This is a genomic window from Pseudomonadales bacterium (genome assembly GCA_024234165.1).
GTDB lineage: Bacteria > Pseudomonadota > Gammaproteobacteria > Pseudomonadales > UBA5518 > UBA5518.
This window is the reverse complement of record JACKOP010000002.1, coordinates 288,822-308,305: the sequence shown is the minus strand read 5'-3', so window position 1 is coordinate 308,305 and position 19,484 is coordinate 288,822. Positions and strand designations below refer to the sequence as shown.

At 63.9% G+C, this 19,484-nt stretch carries 19 protein-coding genes; 9 read left to right on the top strand and 10 right to left on the bottom strand.

Annotated elements, in window-relative coordinates; genetic code table 11:
* Positions 1-47 precede the first annotated feature (47 nt).
* From H7A12_07135 to H7A12_07125, 3 genes are read left to right on the top strand one after another with little or no spacing between them, the layout of a single operon-like run.
* On the top strand, positions 48-1,397 hold the full coding sequence (locus tag H7A12_07135) for an MHS family MFS transporter (GenBank protein MCP5320583.1): 1,350 nt from the start codon (positions 48-50) through the stop codon (positions 1,395-1,397).
* A gap of 9 nt (positions 1,398-1,406) precedes the next feature.
* Positions 1,407-2,138, top strand: coding sequence for a TerC family protein (locus H7A12_07130; protein ID MCP5320582.1), 732 nt, complete (start codon positions 1,407-1,409; stop codon positions 2,136-2,138).
* Positions 2,139-2,184: 46 nt separating this feature from the next.
* A complete protein-coding gene (locus tag H7A12_07125) occupies positions 2,185-2,625 on the top strand; it encodes a universal stress protein (protein ID MCP5320581.1) in 441 nt (146 codons plus the stop codon).
* 10 nt (positions 2,626-2,635) lie between these two features.
* On the opposite strand, the gene H7A12_07120 is transcribed toward H7A12_07125, so the two are convergent.
* The 5 genes from H7A12_07120 to H7A12_07100 form a co-directional block, all read right to left on the bottom strand.
* On the bottom strand, positions 2,636-3,649 hold the full coding sequence (locus tag H7A12_07120) for a zinc-binding dehydrogenase (GenBank protein ID MCP5320580.1): 1,014 nt from the start codon (positions 3,647-3,649) through the stop codon (positions 2,636-2,638).
* Positions 3,650-3,708: 59 nt separating this feature from the next.
* Positions 3,709-4,572, bottom strand: a complete 864-nt coding sequence (locus tag H7A12_07115) for an SDR family oxidoreductase (GenBank protein ID MCP5320579.1) — start codon at positions 4,570-4,572, stop codon at positions 3,709-3,711.
* A 52-nt stretch (positions 4,573-4,624) separates the two neighbouring features.
* A complete protein-coding gene (locus H7A12_07110) occupies positions 4,625-7,177 on the bottom strand; it encodes a TonB-dependent receptor (GenBank protein MCP5320578.1) in 2,553 nt (850 codons plus the stop codon).
* Between the two features lie 359 nt (positions 7,178-7,536).
* Entirely contained in the window at positions 7,537-7,881 is a 345-nt protein-coding gene (locus tag H7A12_07105) for a hypothetical protein (protein ID MCP5320577.1), read from the bottom strand.
* A gap of 62 nt (positions 7,882-7,943) precedes the next feature.
* Complete coding sequence (locus H7A12_07100) at positions 7,944-9,785, bottom strand: ABC transporter ATP-binding protein/permease (protein ID MCP5320576.1); 1,842 nt, start codon at positions 9,783-9,785, stop codon at positions 7,944-7,946.
* A gap of 202 nt (positions 9,786-9,987) precedes the next feature.
* On the opposite strand from H7A12_07100, the gene H7A12_07095 reads away from it, so the two are divergent.
* Together H7A12_07095 and H7A12_07090 are read left to right on the top strand one after the other, a co-directional pair.
* The gene (locus H7A12_07095) at positions 9,988-11,241 is read left to right on the top strand and encodes an AarF/ABC1/UbiB kinase family protein (GenBank protein ID MCP5320575.1); all 1,254 of its coding nucleotides are present in this window, start codon (positions 9,988-9,990) and stop codon (positions 11,239-11,241) included.
* Positions 11,242-11,253: 12 nt separating this feature from the next.
* Positions 11,254-12,366, top strand: a complete 1,113-nt coding sequence (locus H7A12_07090) for an NAD-dependent epimerase/dehydratase family protein (GenBank protein MCP5320574.1) — start codon at positions 11,254-11,256, stop codon at positions 12,364-12,366.
* A gap of 130 nt (positions 12,367-12,496) precedes the next feature.
* On the opposite strand, the gene H7A12_07085 is transcribed toward H7A12_07090, so the two are convergent.
* The 3 genes from H7A12_07085 to H7A12_07075 all read right to left on the bottom strand — a co-directional run bounded on the left by H7A12_07085 (position 12,497) and on the right by H7A12_07075 (position 13,979).
* Positions 12,497-12,886 carry an Hsp20/alpha crystallin family protein gene (locus H7A12_07085; protein ID MCP5320573.1) on the bottom strand — a complete coding sequence of 130 codons (390 nt, stop codon included), beginning with the start codon at positions 12,884-12,886 and terminating at the stop codon, positions 12,497-12,499.
* Between the two features lie 18 nt (positions 12,887-12,904).
* The gene (locus H7A12_07080) at positions 12,905-13,345 is read right to left on the bottom strand and encodes an Hsp20/alpha crystallin family protein (protein MCP5320572.1); all 441 of its coding nucleotides are present in this window, start codon (positions 13,343-13,345) and stop codon (positions 12,905-12,907) included.
* A gap of 289 nt (positions 13,346-13,634) precedes the next feature.
* Positions 13,635-13,979, bottom strand: coding sequence for an alkylphosphonate utilization protein (locus tag H7A12_07075; GenBank protein ID MCP5320571.1), 345 nt, complete (start codon positions 13,977-13,979; stop codon positions 13,635-13,637).
* Between the two features lie 115 nt (positions 13,980-14,094).
* On the opposite strand from H7A12_07075, the gene H7A12_07070 reads away from it, so the two are divergent.
* Positions 14,095-14,952: an SDR family oxidoreductase gene (locus H7A12_07070; protein ID MCP5320570.1), complete on the top strand. Its 858-nt coding sequence runs from the start codon at positions 14,095-14,097 to the stop codon at positions 14,950-14,952.
* A 198-nt stretch (positions 14,953-15,150) separates the two neighbouring features.
* Here H7A12_07070 and H7A12_07065 read toward each other — a convergent pair whose 3' ends face one another.
* Complete coding sequence (locus H7A12_07065; GenBank protein MCP5320569.1) at positions 15,151-15,615, bottom strand: MaoC family dehydratase; 465 nt, start codon at positions 15,613-15,615, stop codon at positions 15,151-15,153.
* A gap of 246 nt (positions 15,616-15,861) precedes the next feature.
* On the opposite strand from H7A12_07065, the gene H7A12_07060 reads away from it, so the two are divergent.
* Together H7A12_07060 and H7A12_07055 are read left to right on the top strand one after the other, a co-directional pair.
* Complete coding sequence (locus H7A12_07060; protein MCP5320568.1) at positions 15,862-17,040, top strand: steroid 3-ketoacyl-CoA thiolase; 1,179 nt, start codon at positions 15,862-15,864, stop codon at positions 17,038-17,040.
* Between the two features lie 14 nt (positions 17,041-17,054).
* Positions 17,055-17,960 carry an SDR family NAD(P)-dependent oxidoreductase gene (locus H7A12_07055; GenBank protein MCP5320567.1) on the top strand — a complete coding sequence of 302 codons (906 nt, stop codon included), beginning with the start codon at positions 17,055-17,057 and terminating at the stop codon, positions 17,958-17,960.
* A 149-nt stretch (positions 17,961-18,109) separates the two neighbouring features.
* Here the strand turns inward: H7A12_07055 and H7A12_07050 are convergent, their stop codons facing one another.
* Positions 18,110-18,979, bottom strand: a complete 870-nt coding sequence (locus H7A12_07050) for a zinc-dependent peptidase (protein MCP5320566.1) — start codon at positions 18,977-18,979, stop codon at positions 18,110-18,112.
* On the opposite strand from H7A12_07050, the gene H7A12_07045 reads away from it, so the two are divergent.
* Positions 18,974-19,462 (top strand): Rrf2 family transcriptional regulator, encoded by a 489-nt coding sequence (locus tag H7A12_07045; protein MCP5320565.1) that lies wholly within the window; start codon positions 18,974-18,976, stop codon positions 19,460-19,462. The genes H7A12_07050 and H7A12_07045 overlap by 6 nt on opposite strands.
* The last annotated feature ends 22 nt before the right edge of the window (positions 19,463-19,484 follow it).

Below are 19,484 nucleotides of genomic sequence, written 5' to 3'. Positions count from 1 at the left end.
CTCGAGCAGGCATGCGTTGTGCAGGCTCCAGGTACATGAGGACGTGAATGTCATCGCTGACCGAACATGCCGGTACAGCAGGATCGTGCCTTGCAGATGATGCCCTGACGCAGGAAACGCCGGTGCAAGGCAGGTTGAACTCGCCGGCCCAGGTGCTGTTTGCCAGCATGATCGGTACCACGATCGAGTTCTTCGATTTCTACATCTATGCAACGGCGGCGGTGCTGGTGTTTCCGCAGCTGTTTTTCCCGGCCAGCGATCCCACCTCGTCGGTGCTGCAGTCGCTCGCGACGTTTGCGCTCGCCTTCTTCGCGCGTCCGGTGGGTTCTGCGTTGTTCGGACATTTCGGAGATCGCATCGGGCGCAAGGCGACGCTCGTGGCAGCCCTCTCGACGATGGGTCTGTCGACCGTGGTGATCGGCTTGCTGCCAACCTACGCATCGATCGGCGTGTGGGCCCCTGCGTTGCTCGCGCTGTGCCGGCTGGGACAGGGCCTGGGGCTCGGCGGAGAGTGGGGTGGTGCGGTGCTGCTCGCAACCGAGAATGCCCCGCATGGCAGGCGCGCCTGGTACGGGATGTTCCCGCAGCTTGGTGCACCACTGGGCTTTGTTTGTTCGACCGGAACCTTCCTGTTGCTGGCCCACTGGCTCGACGATGCAGCGTTCCTTGCCTGGGGCTGGCGCATTCCGTTCGTGGCGAGTGCGGCGCTGGTACTGGTCGGGCTCTACGTGCGTCTCAAACTGACCGAGACACCGGCTTTCCAGCGTGCGATCGAGAACGACGAACGTGTGCCTGTTCCCATGTTTACGGTCGTCGCAAACCACGGCGGCACCTTGCTGCTCGGCACCTTTGCAGCCACGGCAACCTTTGTGGTGTTTTACCTGATGACTGTGTTTTCGCTGAGCTGGGGTACTACCGCACTCGGTTTCGGACGTGAGGAATTCCTGATCCTGCAGATGGTCGGGGTGCTGTTCTTCGCGCTGACCATCCCGCTGTCGGCAGCGTTGGCCGATCGCCGTGGCCGACTTGCGGTGCTGATCGCGGCAACCGTGGCCATCATTGTCTTCGGGCTGTTCTTCGAGCCGCTGTTCAGCACCGCTGATCGCCTCGATGCACTGGCGTTCCTGTCGATCGGCCTTGCGCTGATGGGATTGACCTACGGCCCGCTGGGTACGGCGCTATCGGAACTGTTTCCCACGGCGGTGCGCTACACGGGTGCTTCGTTGTCGTTCAATCTGGCCGGGATCCTCGGCGCTTCGCTCGCGCCGTACCTGGCAACCTGGCTTGCAACGCACTATGGCATCGTCGCGGTCGGCTACTACCAGTCGCTGGCCGGGTTGCTGACGCTGCTGGCGTTGCTGTGGCTGGCTCTGCGCCGCGTCCCGCTGTCGCATTGAGAGGTATGCATGGAGTACTCGCTGGTCAGCGCAGCGTTATGGATCGCGCTCGGGCAGATCGTCATGATCGATATCCTGCTCGGCGGGGACAACGCAGTCGTGATCGCGCTCGCGTGCCGCAAGCTGCCACCCGAGCAACGCCGCCTCGGCATACTTTGGGGAATGGTCGGTGCGATCGGGCTGCGCGTGGTGCTGATCTTCTTCGCGTTGCAATTGCTTGCGCTGCCGTTGTTGAAGGCGGTCGGAGCAGTGCTGCTGCTGTGGATAGGCGTCAAGCTGCTGCTGCCGGAGCCCGAGGAGCATGGGCAGGTCGTTGCGAGCGTCACGCTCGCCGGTGCAATCCGTACGATCATCGTGGCCGATGCCGTGATGAGTGTGGACAACGTGATCGCAGTCGCGGGTGCTGCCAAAGGGAGCATGGTCCTCGTGGTACTGGGGATAGTGATCAGCATTCCGATCATCGTGTGGGGCAGTCGTTTCGTGCTGCACCTGATGGACCGTTTCCCGGTCGTGATCACGCTCGGGGCTGCGCTGCTCGGCTGGATTGCAGGGGATATGCTGGTCACCGACATCAGCGTGGCGTCGCTGCTCGCCGGAGCACCACACTGGATCGGCACGGCGAGTGCAGCAACCGGCGCGGTGCTGGTGGTCGCCGTTGGCAAGTGGATGGCGCGCCAGCACGGTGCACCCGTGCGCGCGGCACGCACGATCGTGGTGGAGCCGCGCGAGCCCGAGGCATGAGCGGAGATTCCGGGTTCTGGCAAATCGATCGGCAAGGAGGTGAACGATGAGCTTGCGTGTGTTGCTGGCAGTGGACGGTTCGCAGCACGCGCTGCGCGCGGTGGAGCATGTGCTGCGCTTGCGCGCGGCGGGCTGCATGATCGATGCACATCTGTTGAACGTGCAGATGCCGCTGGATACCGGTCATGTGCGCATGTTCATCGCGCGGGAATCTCTCGACGAGCATTACCGTGAAGAGGGACGCGCAGCATTACAGGACGCCAGTGCGTTGCTCGAACGCGCGGGGCAGGAGTTCACGGTGCATATCGCAGTGGGGAATGCTGCCGAAGCGATCGCACGCTATGCCGCCGAGATGGACTTCGATCTCGTGGTGATGGGCACGCACGGGCGCACCGGCCTGCGCCACGTCGTCATGGGTTCGGTTGCCAGAGACGTGCTGCGCCTGTCCCGCGTGCCGGTGACGGTGATCAGGAGCCTGGTGGACTGAGGCCGCTGCTTCAGCCCTCGAAAGCGGTGATCATCACCTTGGCCGAAATCGCGGCGTTACGTGCCGTGGCCAATGCCTGCATGAAATCCTTCAACGCAAAACGGTGGCTGATGATCGGCCCGACGTCGAGCGCGGGGTTGCGCAGCATTGCGATCACCTCGGGAAACTCCTGCGGATAGCCGATCGAACCGCGTATCGCCAGCTCCTTCATCATGACCAGCATCAGATCGAGTGACGCCTGCTTCTTGTGCAGCGCCACCACGATCACACGCGCTGCGAACGGGGCGATCCGCACGATTTCGTTGAATGCCGCTTCTGCGCCGCTCGCCTCGATGAATACCGAACTGGCGGTGAGCGGTGTGCCGTAGACTTCGCTTTCGCCGTGCGCGGCGCGCAGCCCTGCCAGCACATCGTCGCGCCGGGGGTTCAGCGTCAGCGTTGCGCCGAGTTCACGTGCCCGACGCAAGCGCTCGTCCGACAGATCGATGACGGCGATCTCCCGCACGCCGCGGTGGCGCAAGGCCAGTATCGCCCCAAGCCCGATGCAGCCGGCCCCGTAGACGACGACCTTGTCCTGCGCATCGGGTGCAGCGTTGTTGACTGCATGCATGGCGACTGCGAGCGGCTCCACCAGTGCGGCACGCTCGAACGGCATGTCGTGGGGGACTTCGTGCACGTTCACGCCGAGGCGGGCATTGCGTACCAGCAGGAGTGGTGTGAATGCTCCTTCGGGGCCGCCGTTGCCGATGTCTGAAGTCAGCATCGGATCGACCACCACGCGCTGTCCGGGGACGAGATCGCGCACGGCGTGACCTACTGTTTCCACGGTTCCCGAAAATTCGTGTCCCAAGGCCATCGTGCCACCCGGTGCGATGGCGATTCCGCCCATGTCGATGTAGGACAGATCGCTGCCACAGATCCCGCAGGCACCGGTACGCACGATGATGTCGTTGGCACCGGTCGCGGGTTCGCGTACCGGATCGAGTCGCACGTCACCGGGGCCGTGGATGTTGACCTGCAGCATCGTCGTGTCCTCCTTCTGATGAAGCTGGATGCGAGTATACGACTGTATGTGATGACGAATCAGCTGAAACCGAAACCGTCGCCGGTGACGATCGGCGTATTGGTCCAGTGGCCGCCCGGGGTGCGGTAGAAGCCGCCGGCGGCCAGTGCGCCGCCATCGGCGTTCACCGTCGTGCCCGTGACCCAGGCCGACAGCTCGCTCGCCAGGAACACCGCGCAGCCGGCCATGTCGCGGGGTTCGCCGAAACGTCCGAGCGGAGTCCAGCGCGCGATATTCTCGTGCCGTTCCGGCGTCACGTACTGCGATGGCTTGACCTGTTCGGTCTCGGTGGTTTCCGGCGCGATCGTGTTGACGCGGATGCCCTCGGGGCCGAGCACCAGCGCCAGACTCCTGGTGAAGCCGGTGATCGCGTGCTTGAACGCCGAGTAGACCGGACACATCGGAATCGCCCGAAATGCCTCGATCGACGATACGTTGATGATCGTCGCGCCGGGCGCACGCCGGCGCAGCAGCGGCAACGCCGCCTGCGACGCCGTGAACACATGGCGCAGATTGATTGCGTAGAGTGCGTCCCACAGTTCTTCCGGGGCGCGATCGAAGGGGTGCATGAACTCCCCGATCGAATCACCGACGTTGTTGACCAGCGTGTCCAGGCCCTCACCGCAGGCGTCGAGTTCGGCGCAGAGTGCGCGAAGCTGTGCGCTGTCGCGCACATCGCAGACGTGGATCTCGGCGGCGATTCCTGCCGAGCGCAACGCTGTCTGGGTCGCCGTGGCGCGCGAGGGATCGATCTCGGCGCCGATGATGCGTGCACCGAGCGCGCCGAAGGCTTCCGCGATGCCGCGTCCGATGCCCGCCCCTGCACCGGTGATCAGCGCGGTGCGCCCCTTCATGTCGATCGACGGTGCGGTTGCCGCGCTCATTCAGGTCTCCTGTGTCCCGGGTTGTCGCAAAGCCAGCCCCCGCGTTGCATGTTCACCAGTTCTTGACGAGCTGGAGTCCCCACATGCGTGGCGTCGTGATGATGCCCTTGACTGCGCCGCCGGAGTTCTCCTGCAGCAGCAACAGACCGTCGTCGTCGAGCAGGTTGTTGCCAAACAGCGCCACCGTCCAGTCGTCGCGGGTCTGGTTCAGTGCGATACGTGCATTCAGGATCGTGATCGGCTGGGTCCAGAGGGAAGCATCCAGCATCGTCGTGACCTTGTCGCGGCGATTCACGGTAGCGAAAAGCTGCAACTCCCACGCATCGCTCAGTGCGGTACGGTATTCCGCCCATGCGGTGATCGTATTGCGTGGTGCGCGTTGCAGATCGTCCTTGCCGTTCGGCAGTTTGTCGAGGCGGAAGGTGCACGGCCTGGTCGTGAAGTCCTCGCCTTGCATCTGCCGCAGCGACTTCATGTACGCGCCGCAACTGAGTTCCTTCGAATCCTCGTAGTGCGCGTCCAGCCATGCCCACGCGGCACCGGCGGTCAGTGCTTCGGTGATGCGCCAGGTGCCATCGATCTCGAAGCCCTGCGAAACCGCCTTCGCCGCGTTGACCACCGTTGCTGCACCCTGCGGCGAGATCGTGGATGCCTGCATATCGTCGAAATTCGTATGGAATACGGCGAAATTGAGTTGGGCGCGGCCTTCGAGCAGCGTCAGCTTGCCGCCGATCTCGATCGCGAGGGCTTCCTCACCGCCGAAGGTGTCGCCGGCGCGTGTATAGACGTTGATGTTCGAGCTGTTGAAACCACCTGCCTTGAAACCGGTGGCAACGGTCAGATAGAACATGGCGTCGTCGCGCGGGAAATACTGCAGCTTCAGCGATGGAATCCAGTGGTCCTCGTCGAGGCTGTCCTTGGCCAGCGGGGTGCCGCCGGGAGCTGCGATCACGAGCGGCAGCATGCTGAACGGCAGTCCGGGTGCGATCTCCCGCGTGGTCACACCGGCGTAGATCGACGGCAGATACGCGCTCACCGCGGCCAGCGTCGGGTCGGCAGCCACGGCGCTGGCGGCAATTTGCGCCGGCGTCGGGAAGGCGCCCCACGGCAGCCCCAGACCGTTGTGATAGAAGGTCCCCTTGCCCATGCGGGTGTCGTTGCTTTCCTTCGCGTAGCGCACGCCCAGCGTCAGGCGCCAGCTCGGATTGAAGTCGTACTGCCCCTCGAAGAACACCGACCAGGTCTTGATCAACTGGTCGAGGTTGCTGACCCCGCTGACCGGGTCTCCGGACGGTGTGGTCAGGCGGAAATACTCCCGGGTGCCGTTCGCGAAACCTGCTGCGACGCTGGGCTGCAGAGGTCCCAGGAATGCGAGGGCAGGACTGGTCGCCAGCCCCTGCACCACTGCTGGCAGGATGCTGTTGCCGAGGTTCAGCGTGGCGCCGGAGCCGGCTTGCGGCAGCGTCTTCACGTCGTAGTAATCGATGAAGGCACCACCCAGGAAACGCAGCGGGCGATCCTCCGGCGACATGATGCGCAGTTCCTGGCTCCAGTACTCGACGCGCTCCGTCATGCCGTTGATCGTCAGCGAAGAGTCCGGTGATGCCGTTATCCAGTCGCGCGAACGTGCGTCGTAGGTAGTCCAGCCACTGACTGATTTCAGGCTGTAGCCGCCGGGCAGATCCCAGTTGAGGTGTACCGCGGCAGCCTCCGACGTGAAGTAGCCGCCCGGGTGCTTCAGTGCCTGCGGCCCGATGCCGTTGACCTGCTGATGATGGTCGCGACGCAGATCGATTCCGGGGTAGTGCGCCCACACGCCGAAAGGATCGCCCACGAGCTGGTCGAAGACGCCGACCTGCTCGTGCACCATGGTTTCGTATTTTGCAAACAGCGACAGATCTTCGGCAGGATTCCAGCTCGCCGATACGCGATAGCCTTCGGTGTCCTGGCCAGCGCCGTCGGGCCCGATTTCGTTTTTCAGATAGGTTCCGCGCTTGCTGTTCAGCACGGCCAGGCGCATCGCGAAGTTGTCGGCCAGCGGACCGGAGATGCTGCCTTCGAGCTTGTGCGAGTCGAGGTTGCCGGCTTCGGCGAGCAGGCGTGCGCTGAATTCCTCGGTCGGACGCGCAGTGTGCATCGCGATGGCACCGGCAATCGTGTTGCGCCCGTACAGCGTTCCCTGGGGACCACGCAGCACCTCGATGCGGTCCATGTCGAACAGCGGGTTGCGCGACAGACGACTGCGTCCGTAGTAGATCTCGTCGATGTAGATGCCCACCGAACTCTCGACCGTATCGAGGCCTGCGCTGCCGAGGCCGCGGATCGCTACCGAAGAAATGCGCCCACCGTCCTGCGTAACGAGACTCGGCGTCTGCAGTGACAGTCCCTCGAGTGTGGTGACGCCCTTTTTCTGCAGCGAGGCGGCGGTTTCCACAGTTATCGAGATCGGCACTTCGAGCACGTTCTCTGCGCGCCGTTGTGCCGTGACGATGATCTCCTCGAGTGTGAAGCTCGGGTCCTGTGCGAACACGCTGCCCGTTTGCAGCGCGAATGCCAGTGGTGTGAGGATGAACAGAACAGAGCCGGAACGGCGGGCACGATGCATATCCCATCTCCTTCTACTAGTTGTTGTGGAGAGAGCGCACTTGCGGGGCGTCGATGACGAATGATCCCCGCAGCCGTTCCGAGACTAATAAAGACGCCGGACAAATGCAAACGGTGCAACGTGCGGTGCAACGTGCAGCGTTGCAGTTGTTCACCCGCGTACAGCTCTCATGACTCATCCACTCGGGTTGACAACGAAGGAGGGCTGCTGTTCGGCATGGATCGGACCGACGATTTCGAAGCCCTGCGCGCAGCCGACATTCCACAGCAGCGGTCGTTGATGGACCTGGCAGCGTCATTGTCGCTGTGCTGGTAGGCGATGACATCCAGTGCGATGAAGCTGACGCCGGGCAGGTCGCATCACGACGACGCAGCCTCTTGATCGACCCATTCCCAGCGCACCGGTTCGCCGAAGTCATCGTAGACGGGTTTGCGTATCATGCCACGGCGCACACGTGGCACCGGGCCTTTATCCTTTGCCTTGCGTCGTCGTGCCTCGATGGCGGCGACCACTTCCGGAACGTAGGTGCGCTCTTCCTTGGGGCGCGGGGCGAAACCGTGGAAGCCGCCGGGTGGACCGCGCTGTGGATCGCGACCGCTGATGCCGCGAGCGACTTCCTCCACAGCGCCGCCGTGCTGCAGGAACTCGCGCACCTGCCGGTCGATTTCGGCACGCAGCTCGTTCTTGCTGGCGAGTTGCTTCACGTGGAGGGTCCGGGATCGTGCTTGTCTGGCTGCATTTCGCGAGCATATGCCCCGCATCTGGCTCAGGCAACGGGCGAGCCAGCCTCATGGGGCGAGCTTGTCTCGTGTGCAGCGGCAGGGATCGATCCTGCGCCGGACTGCTGGTGTCGCCACAGTGCTGCGTAGGCGCCGTTGGCTGCGAGCAGCTCGGAGTGCCGACCCTGTTCGACCACGCGCCCGTGCGCCAGCACCACGATGCGATCGGCGTCGACCACGGTGGAAAGCCGGTGTGCGATGACCAGGCTGGTGTGGCCGCTGGCGATCGTTGCCAGTGCATCGAGGATCAGCCGCTCCGAACGGCTGTCGAGTGATGATGTTGCCTCATCGAACACCAGGATCGGCGGGCGCTTCAGGATCGTGCGTGCGATCGCGACGCGCTGGCGCTCGCCGCCGGAGAGTTTCAGTCCGCGTTCGCCGACGCGTGTCGCGAGGCCATCCGGAAGTGCGGTGACGAATTCCTGCAGGTGCGCGAGCTGAATCGCCTCCAGGACTTCGGCCTCGCTCGCGTCCGGGCGTCCGAAGCGGATGTTCTCGAACAGCGTCGCGTCGAACAGCACCGTGTCCTGCGGCACGATCCCGATCGCTGCACGCAGCGAAGCCTGCGTCACCGTGCGAATGTCCTGCCCGTCGATCAGCACTGCACCGGCGTCCGGGTCGTGGAAGCGGAACAGCAGCTTGACCAGCGTCGATTTGCCGGCGCCGCTCGCGCCGACGACCGCGACCTTGTGGCCTGAAGGAATGCGGAAGCTCACGGAATCGAGGATCGGGCGATCCAGATGGTAGCGAAACGACACCGCGCGAAATTCCACTTCCGCATCGCGTATCGAAAGCTCCGTTGCGCCGGGTCGATCGGTGATGCGCGGATGTACGGCGAGCAGACCGAACATCTGCTCGATCGCGGCGAGCGATCCCTTGATCTCGCGATACACCATGCCGAGGAAATTGAGCGGCATGAACAGTTGCATCATGAACGCATTGATCAGCACGAAATCGCCGACGGTCATGTGCTCGCGACTGACGTCAACAGCGGCCAGCACCATGGCCGCGGTCATGGCGAGTGCCACGATCAGCGCCTGCCCGCCGTTCAGCGCGAACAGCGTCAGCCGGTTGCGGCGCCGTGCCTGTTCCCACTTCGCCAGCTCGGCGTCGTAGCGACGTATCTCGTGCGCTTCGTTGCCGAAGTACTTCACCGTCTCGTAATTCAGCAGGCTGTCGATCGCCAGCGTATTGCTCGCCGAATCCGCACGGTTGGCCTCGCGCACGTATCCGGTACGCCATTCGGTGGTGACTGCCGAAAAGCCCGCGTAGGCAAGCACCGACACCAGCGTGATCAGCGCGTAGCCGAAGCCGTAGTTCCACGCCAGCAGCGCTGCAACGACGATGATCTCGACTACGGTCGGCACGATATTGAATACGAAGAAGCGCATCAGGAAGCTGATGCCGCTGGTGCCGCGTTCGATGTCACGTGCGAGTCCGCCGGTACGTCGCTCCAGGTGGAAATCGAGGTCGAGTGCGTGCAGGTGTTCGAACACGCGCAGTCCGATGCGACGCATGGCATGCTCGGTGACGCGTCCGAACAGGGTGTCGCGGATCTCGCCGAACAGCACGTTGACCAGGCGTGCCATGCCGTAGGCGACGACCATGCCGACGGCCACCACGAGCCAGGAAGCCCTGTTGCTGCCCATGGCGTCCACGGCATGCTTGAGCAGGAACGGCGCCCAGATGTTGCCGATTTTCGCAGCGACGAGGCAACCGAGCGCGAACACGATCCGCCCGCGGTACTCGAGCAGGTACGGTGCAATCAGGGCGAGCGCGCGCCAACTGAATCCACGTGCCTCGGTGCTGTCGAAACGGTTTCGGCGCATCGGGCGCGATCCACATGGGCAGGGAAGGCAGGATTGTACACAGCGTCCGTGTGCCGGGTCGTGTGATTCGCGCGCGTGCAGGCGCCGCCGCGATCACGCACAATGCAGGCGGCGCAGTGACGGAGGGGCAGGGGTGGCGCACAGAGGTGGCGGGCGGCGCGACGCACCGGTACCAAGCGGGCGACTGGCCCGATTCGGACGGATGGCGCGTCTGGCGACGGGAATCGCGGGCGGTTTTCTGGCCGAGGGCGGGCGTCGGATCGTGCGCGGGGACCTGCCGCGGGCACGCGAGCTGCTGCTGACCCCGGCGAATGCCCGCCGGCTCGCCGAACAACTGGCGACGCTGCGCGGCGCGGCAATGAAGCTCGGGCAGTTGCTGTCGATGGACAGCGGCGATCTGTTGCCGCCCGAGTTGGCGACGATCCTGGCGCGTCTTCGCGCCGACGCACAGGCGATGCCACGCCAGCAGCTCGAGGCGGTACTGCGCGAGGCATGGGGCAGGGACTGGGAGCAACTGTTCACGGACTTCGGCTGGCAGCCGATCGCGGCGGCGTCGATCGGACAGGTGCACCGTGCGACCACGCTGGACGGCCGCCAGCTGGCGATCAAGGTCCAGTACCCCGGCGTGGCGCGCTCGATCGACAGCGATGTCGACAACGTGGCAACGCTGCTGCGTCTCACGCGGTTGTTGCCTGCGGGGATCGAGATTCGGCCGCTGCTCGATGAGGCCAAACGCCAGTTGCGCGCCGAGGCCGACTATCTGCGCGAGGCAGGGCATATGCAGCGTTTTGCGGCATTGCTTGCCGACGATCCCGACTTCGTGACGCCGGTGGTGGACAGTGAGTTGACCGGCCGCAAGGTGCTCGCGATGAGCTACCTGCCGGGCAGGCCGCTCGAGGGCATGGAAGTGGCCACCCAGCTGGTTCGCGACCGGATCGCCGAGCTGCTGTTCCGCTTGCTGTTTCGCGAAATCTTCGAATTCCGCCTCGTGCAGACCGACCCGAACTTCGCCAATTACCGCTATCAGGAGGCGGCCCGGCGCATCGCGCTGCTCGATTTCGGCGCCACGCGGCGTTATTCACGACGTATCGTCGCCGGTTACCGCGAACTGTTTCGCGGCGCGCTCGATGGGGATCGTGGACAGCTGCTCGCGGGAGCGCATGCGATCGGGTATTTTTCGCGTGACCTGCGCGCGTCGCACCGTGACGCGCTGCTCGATCTGTTCGAGCTTGCAAGCGAGCCGCTGCTTGTCCGGGGGCGCTACGATTTTGCCGCATCGGATCTGCCGACGCGGCTGCGCGATGCGGCGATGGATCTGGGCTTTCGCAGCGGTTACCGGCACAATCCGCCCGCGGATTCCATGTTCCTGCACCGCAAGCTGGGCGGCATGTACCTGCTCGCGACGCGACTTGGCGCACGGGTGGATCTGGGGCAGATCATCGAACGACATCTCTGAGAGGAAGATTGCATGGCAAGGAGTGTGCGCAGAAGGACTGGCAGCGGCATGCGGGTGCTGGTTACCGGCGGCACCGGCTTTGTGGGTTTCCACACCGTAAAGGCATTGCACGAGGCGGGCCACGAGGTGCGCCTGCTGGTGCGCAGCCCCGACAAGATGCGCCGGGTGATGGCACCGTTCGGCCTGGATACGCTCGAACACGTGAAGGGTGACATTGCGGACGAGAAATCCGTGATGCGTGCGCTGCGCGATTGCGATGCGGTGGTGCACTCGGCGGCTGCAGTCAATGTCCGGGCTACCGATGCGCTGGAGACGATCCGCACCAACCGGCGTGGTACCGAGCTGGTGATAGGCGGGGCGGTGGAGCAGGGCATCGACCGTATCGTGCAGGTTTCGAGCAGCACCGCACTGTTCAATCCGGGGTTGAAGAAGGTGGATGAGAATTCACCGCTTGGCACGCAGGGCGTCGGGTACGGGCGCTCGAAGATCGAGGCAGATCTGTACGTGCGAGGTCTGCAGCAGAATGGTGCATGCATCTACACGACGTACCCTGGCAGCATCATGGGCCCCGATGATCCGGGGCTCAGTGAAGCGATGGCAGGGCTGATGACGCTGCTCGACGTGATTTACATCGTCACCACATCGGGGACGCAGATCGTCGATGTGCGCGATCTGGCAGAGGCACACGTGAGGCTGATCGAACGCGGGGGTCCTCCGGCACGCTACATGATGGGTGGACAGTACTTCACGTGGGCCGAAATGGCCGACATGCTCGAAGACCTGGTCGGTGCGCGGCTGCGGCGGGTGAACATCTCGAAGCGGGTGGCACAGACGATCGGCAAGCTGGGAGACCTGCTGTACAGCATGCGCACCTTCGAGATTCCGATCACGTATGAGGCGGTCTGGTACGCGACCGAGTGGACGCCGTCGGACGATTCGAAGATCAAGCGCGAACTCGGAATCGAGTTCCGGGATACCCGCGAGACGCTAGGCGACTCGATCGTGTGGCTGGCAAAGAACGGTCATCTCAAGCACGTGGAATTTGCCGAACACATCATTGCCGAACGCGCACGCAAGGGTGGTGCCGATCGCAGGGGTGCGGCACGGAAGACGACCGGGGCCTGATTGCGGCGTTGCGTGCGAGACGCAATCGCCGGACAGACCGGGCGGATTGATACCGGAGCACGCAGGCTCCGGTACCGTGTCCGGCATTCGACTCGCGCCGAACACCCCGTCGAGGACCGGACCGTATCGTTCAGTCCGGGTTGACGCGCACCTCGATCCTGCGCGGACGCACTTCGCTGCGCTTCGGGATGTGCAGACGCAGCACCCCGTCCTTCAGCCGTGCCTCGATGCGGTCAGGGTCGAGTTCACTGCTCAGCGCAAAGCTGCGCCGATACGCCTTGCTGCGTACCTCGGCGTGCAGCGCCTGCAGACCGGCCTGCACCGCGACGTCGGCCCTGGCATCGATCAGCAGCGTTTCCTTGTCTACCTGCACGCGCAGTTGCTCCGCTGCCACGCCGGGCAGGTCTGCGATCAGGGTGATGCCGTCCTTGTCCTCGAAGACGTCGACATGCGGGCGCAGTGCCGGTTCGCTGGCCGCCGGTGCAGCAGTCTGACCCGGTGCGGGATTGCGTTCGCTCATTGCTGTGTCCTCCTCAAGTCAGGCGATCGGAATCTGGCGCGGACGTACGGCAGCACGCCGTTTGATCGCCAGGTGCAGGACGCCATTGCGATAACTCGCCTCCACGTGTTCCGGATCGATATCCTCCGGCAGCGTCACGGCGCGGCGAAACTCGCCGTCGAAGCGTTCGCGCAGGTACCAGCTACGCTGCTCGCGCGGCTCCGGCGCACGATGGCCACCCAGGCTCAGCACGTTCTGCTGGATCGTCACATCGAATTGCGAGGCCTCGAATCCGGGTGCGTACACGTAGACGTGCACCTCGTCTTCGGTCGCACCGATATTGATCTGCGGAAAGGCTCCGATCCTTCCGCCGCGAATCGCTCCGCGCGGGCGGACGCTGAACAACTGGTCCATCTCCTGCTGCAGTCGTTCGAATTCGTCGAACAGACTGCGCTCTCCATTCGTCAGGTACGTGAACATCGTCTTCCTCCGACTCTGTTGCGTTCGTTGCTGGCGTCCCGCGCGGCTGGGCCGGTGACGCACATTGTCCAGATGGGGGTCGGGGCAGGGGTTTCAAGAGGCTGTCGCCAAAGCCCTTCGAGCATTGCCATGACCGGCGCGTGACAACGCCTTCGCAGCGGTGGGACGCCGTCAATGCATCCCTGCAGGCTCGGGTGCCGCATCCCTGCGGCACACGCCCCCCGCTGCGAAGGCGTTGCCACGCGCCTCGTACTTTTTTGCGACACCCTCTCGGACTCTGCCGTCGAAGCTACGCCTTGCGCACGAATTCGGACTTGAGCTGCATGGCACCGATGCCTTCGATGCGGCAGTCGATGTTGTGGTCTCCCTGGACGAGACGGATGTTCCTGACCCGGGTGCCGACCTTCACGACCAGCGATGAGCCCTTGACCTTCAGATCCTTGATCACGATCACCGTATCGCCGTCGCCGAGCACATTGCCGTGGGCGTCGTGAATCGGTGCATCGTCGCTCGGCGCAGCTTCGTCCGTGCTGTCGCATGGCCACTCGTGCGCACATTCGGGGCACACGTAGTTCAGGCCGTCGATCCAGGTATGCGGTGATCGGCACGCAGGGCAGTGGGGAAGGGTGGTCATCGGGCGGCTCCAGCTTCGTGGTCGGGATGGCAACAATGCGTGGCGGGTGCGCCAGCAGGTCGTGCGGGATGATACCCTGCGCGCTTGATCATCATGACAACGGAGAACGGCGGACATGAGTGGGAAAGTGGCTTTCATCACCGGCGCAAGCCGCGGCATCGGCAAGGCGACCGCCCTTGCGCTGGCGCGCAAGGGTTATGACGTGGTCGTGACTGCGCGTACGCTGGAAGAGGGTGAAGCCTGGGAGCACGGCTCGCGCGACTCCGAGATCAAACCGATGCCCGGTAGCCTGCGTGCCACGGCCGCTGAAATCGAAGCCGTCGGTCGGCGCGCGTTGCCGATCCGTCTCGACCTGCTCGATCTGGCCTCGATCGACGCGGCGGTGCAACGAACCTATGCCGAATGGGGTCGTATCGACCTGCTGGTCAACAACGGCATCTACCAGGGACCGGGCATCATGTCACCGATCAGTGAGCTCACGCAGAAGCAGTTGCACGACATGTTCCTCGGCAACGTGTTCGCCAACGTGCACACGATCCAGCGGGTGCTGCCGCATATGCTCGAAGCCGGATCCGGCTGCATCGTCAACGTGGTCTCGGAGTCCGGGATGATGGATCCACCGGCGCCGGCGGGCAAGGGAGGCTGGGGCTTTGCCTACTCGGCATCGAAGGCGGCGCTGATCCGTATGGCAGGCGTGCTGAAGGTCGAATACGCCGGCACCGCACTGCAGTTCTTCAACATGGAGCCCGGACTGGTGATGACCGAAGCGATGGAGATGCGTCCGGACCGTGAGGCCTTTGCCGAGCTCTACGGTGGAGCGCCGATGTCGGTTCCGGCTGCGGTCGTGGTCTGGCTGGCGAGCGCACCGGAGGCACGCGAGCTGAACGGACAGACCGTGATGGCGCAGCGTCATTGCCGCAAGTTGAACCTGGTGCCCGAGTGGCAACCGAAGCGCGGCACCGTCTCGGGCTGAACAATTGCAGAGGCCGTCGCAATACGCCGTGAAGCGTGCGCCGCAAGGATGCGGCGCTCGAGCCTGCAGGGATGCATCGACGGCGTTCCACCGGTGCGAAGGTAGTCGTCGCGCGCTGCTTGCCTCGACCCGCCGGCTTTTGCGACACCCTGTGCAGGCCGTGAGCCATCGCCGATGGCGCCGTTGCCGGCGCCCGCGTCACATGTAGATCACGATCAGTTCGTAGACCAGCGCCGGTCGCTCCTGGCCGACCACATGCACGTTGCTCTCGATCGTCAGTTGCGTGCCCTTGGGCAGGCGTTCGACGGATTTAACGCGGTTGCGCGAATGGATACGGCTGCCGACGGGAACCGCACCGGTGAAACGCAGCTTGTTCGAACCGTAGTTCAGGATGTTGTTGTAGCCGGTCAGCTCGTAGCTTGCCTGCTGCACCATCTTCGGCAGTAGCGCCAGCGTGAGAAAGCCGTGCGCGATCGTGGTGCCGAACGGACTCTGCTTCTTGCAGCGCTCCGGATCGGTATGGATCCAGTAGTCGTCGCCCGAGAGATCCGCGAAGCGGTCGATCAGATCCTGCGTGATCTCGACTTCGGTGCTCCAGGCGCCGAAATCCGGCGAAACGAGTTGCTGCAGGGCGTCCACGTCATCGAATCGGTATTGTTTCATCGGCTGCTCCTGTGTCGCGATGGTGTGGCGTGGTTGACGAAGCCGGCTATCATAGCGATCGTCTGCGCTGCGTCCCATACCTTCGGCGCCTGAGTCCAGATGTCAGGGCCCGGCGAAGCGTATTGTCATTGCATTGAGTGCGCCAAGGCCCACAATCGGCGCCCTGACGCAAAACCTGGCAAGGTTTGCCGTTGCCGTGTGGCAGCTGTGTCACCGGTCCATGTACCCGCAAACGAGGAGTCGACGATGCGTGAAGCCGTGATCGTGGAAGCACTGCGCACGCCCATAGGGCGCGGCAAGATGGTGGTTGGGGAACTGTCCGGGATTCACCCGGCACATCTGCTGGCGCTGGTGCAGCGCGCGGTGATCGAGAAGGCTGGCGTCAAGCCGGAAGACGTCGATCAACTGATTGGTGGTTGCGTGACGCAGGCCGGTGAGCAGGCGGGTAACCTGTGCCGCAACGCGTGGCTTTCGATGGGGATCAGTTATGTTCCGGGTGCGACGACGATCGACACGCAGTGTGGTTCGGCGCAGCAGGCGAACCACCTGATCTCGGCGCTGATCAACGCCGGGCAGGTCGACATCGGCATCGCCTGCGGGGCCGAGGTGATGAGTCATGTCGGACTGGGCGCGAACGTGTACAACGGCCCGGGTTATTTCCAGCCACCGGACTGGCCGTGGGACAGCACGCCGGATCAGTTCGGTTCGGTCGAGCGCATCGCGAAGAATCGCGGACTCACGCGTGCCGACGTCGATGCCTTTGCACTCGAATCGCAGCGTCGTGCGGCGGCTGCGTGGGCAGCGGGTCATTTCGACCGTGAGGTGATCACGGTGGAGGCTCCGGTGCTTGGCGAGGACGGCAAGCCCACCGGCGAGAAGCGTCTGGTGACGCGCGACCAGGGCGTGCGCCCGACTACTGCAGAGGGCCTGGCGACACTCAAGCCGGTCAAGGAAGGAGGCATCCACACCGCAGGCAACTCGTCGCAGGTTTCCGATGGTGCCGCCGCCGTGCTGTGGATGAGTCGTGAAGAGGCCGAGCGTCGCGGACTCAAGCCGCGTGCGCGCATCATCAGTGGCGTGGTGGTCGGCACCGACCCCTACTACCACCTCGATGGCCCCATCGACGCCACGCATGCGGTGCTGCGCAAGACCGGCATGAAGATGAGCGACATCGACCTGGTCGAGATCAACGAGGCCTTTGCTGCCGTCGTGCTGTCGTGGGCGAGCGTGTTCAAGCCGGACATGTCGAAGGTCAATCCGAGCGGTGGTGCAATCGCGCTCGGTCATCCGGTCGGTTCGACCGGCGCGCGTCTGATCACGACCGCGCTGCATGCACTCGAGCGCATGGACAAGTCGATCGCGCTGGTCACGATGTGCTGCGGCGCTTCGGTCGGCACTGGCACGATCATCGAACGCCTGAACTGAGCAAGGAGCTGAACATGAGTGATCTGTCCGGAAAAGTCGCGATCGTCACCGGTGCAGGCCGTGGTCTGGGCCGCGTCGAGGCGATCCAGCTCGCGCGCCAGGGGGCACGCGTGGTGATCAATGAAATCGGTCTGCCGGCAGCGCGCGAAGCTGCGGAGAGCGCACGCGAAGAGATCCGCGCCTTCGGTGGTGAAGCGATCACGGTCTACGGTGACTGCGCCGACTGGAACGATTCCGAAGCGTTGTTCAAGACGGCGATCGACACCTTCGGCGACGTGAACATCGTGGTCAACAACGCCGGGTTCTGTCGCGACAAGATGATCTTCTCGATGACCGAGGAGGAGTTCGATTCCGTTGTGCGCGTGCACCTGAAGGGGCACTTCGTGAACATGCGTCATGCAGCGGCGTACTGGCGCGAGCAGGCCAAGAACACCGGTGGCACGGTCTACGGGCGCCTGATCAGCACATCGTCCGAGGCGTTCCTGTTCGGTTCGGTCGGACAGCCGAACTACGCAGCCGCGAAGGCCGGCATCGTCGCGATGACGATGGGGGCAGCGCAGGCGCTGGCCAAGTACGGTGTGACGGCGAACGTGATCATGCCGCGTGCACGCACCGACATGACGATGGGTGGCGGGACCGCTGCGATGTTTGAGAAGCCCGAGGAAGGCTTCGATCACTTCGATCCGGAGAACGTCGGGCCGTTCGTGGGTTATCTCGCGTCCGCGCGCGCACAGCGCATTTCTGGCTATGTGTTCGTGGTTTGGGGCAAGCAGGTCACGATCATCGACGGCCCGCAGTTTGGCCAGGTGTTCGAGAACGAGACCCGCTGGACGCTGGACCAGCTCGACGCGGCGCTTTCGCCGCACTTCGCAAAGCTGCGCCCCATCGTCGACGGTTTCACGATTGACCCTACCGCCTGAGTCGCAGCGCTTCGTTGCATGCCGGCAGCGTTTCGCACGGCCGGCATGCGGCTGCAGTCACGGAACGTCTGCTGCAGGGATGCGACACCCGAACCTGCAGGGATGCATGGACGGCGTTCCACCGCTGCGAAGGCGGTTTCACGCGCTGGTCAGGTCAATGTTCGATGGGCTGTTGCAACAGCCTCTGAACGGTAGAAGCGGCGCAGCAGCGCGAACGCTGCCGGCAGGATTGCCTCCAGGTGTTCCGGTATCGTGAAAAAGTGCTCGCTGAGCACGGCGAAGAACTCGGCGGGGGAGTGCAGCGCGTACTCATCGAGCGGTGCTTCGCCGTACGCTTCCTCTTCGCCGTGCATTGCTTCCCAGGCATCCGTCATCACGGTTTGCCATTCTGCAGCGCTGATGCCGCAGCCGCTCAGATCGGGAACGCCGTTCATCTCGCCGTCGCCGAGGTCGAGCTTGTGCGCGCACTCGTGGATGACCACGTGATAGCCGTGTTCGATATCGCGTGAGGCTTCGACGTCCGCCCACGACAGCAGGATCGGTCCTGCCTCCCAGCTTTCGCCGGCGACTTCCTCGTGGCCGATGTGCATCACACCGGCCTCGTCGAGTTCCTCGCGCGGCGCCAGGAACGCGTCGGGGTAGACGATCACACCATGGAACGAGCGATACGCACCAAGCCCCAGTTCCAGCACTGGCAGGGCTGCACCGATCGCGATCTCGATGCGCTGCATCTGGTCGAGTTCGAATCCTGCCGCGGGCGCCACGATCTTGTCGGCGAGAAACAGCGTGGCGATTTCGCGCAGCCGCTGCCGTGCTGGCTGATCGAGCCGTGCCACCAGTGGCAGACGCGCACAGACCGTTTCCCAGTCCGCGTCCGTGAATGCATGCCGGCGCAGTCGGCGACGCTGCCAGAAGCTCCTCATGTGCTTGCGCGACAGATCGCGCCTGCTGCGGTACAGTGGCCCCGTTGCCGGCGACAGGCCGGTGCCGGAGGACGCAGCGACAGGCTTGCCATGCATATCACCCAGTTCACCGACTATGCATTACGTGCGCTGATCTACTTGGGAACCAACGACGATCGACGCGTCACGATCCAGGAAATCGCCGAACGTTTCGGCGTATCGCGCAACCATCTGATGAAAGTGGTCAATGAACTGATCCGTAACGGTTACGCCGACGGCGTGCGTGGCAAGGGTGGGGGCTTGCGCCTTGCGCGCCCGGCGAACCGGATCGTGGTTGGCGACGTGATCCGGCACATGGAGCCAGGGATGGAGCTCGTCGAATGCTTTGCTTCGGGATGCAAGTGCATTCTCGATCCCGACTGCCAGCTGAAGTCGGCTCTGTCGCGCGCACTGGACGCCTTTCTCACGGTACTCGATGGCCTGACGCTGGCCGACCTGCTCGGTTCTCCGGAGCACAGCATCCTGCGACTGTCACCGGTAGAGGTGCCGCGAAAGCTGAAAAGATGCAAGAGCATTGCATCTTTAATCGCAAACCCATAAGATGCGGTTCCAACGACGCTTG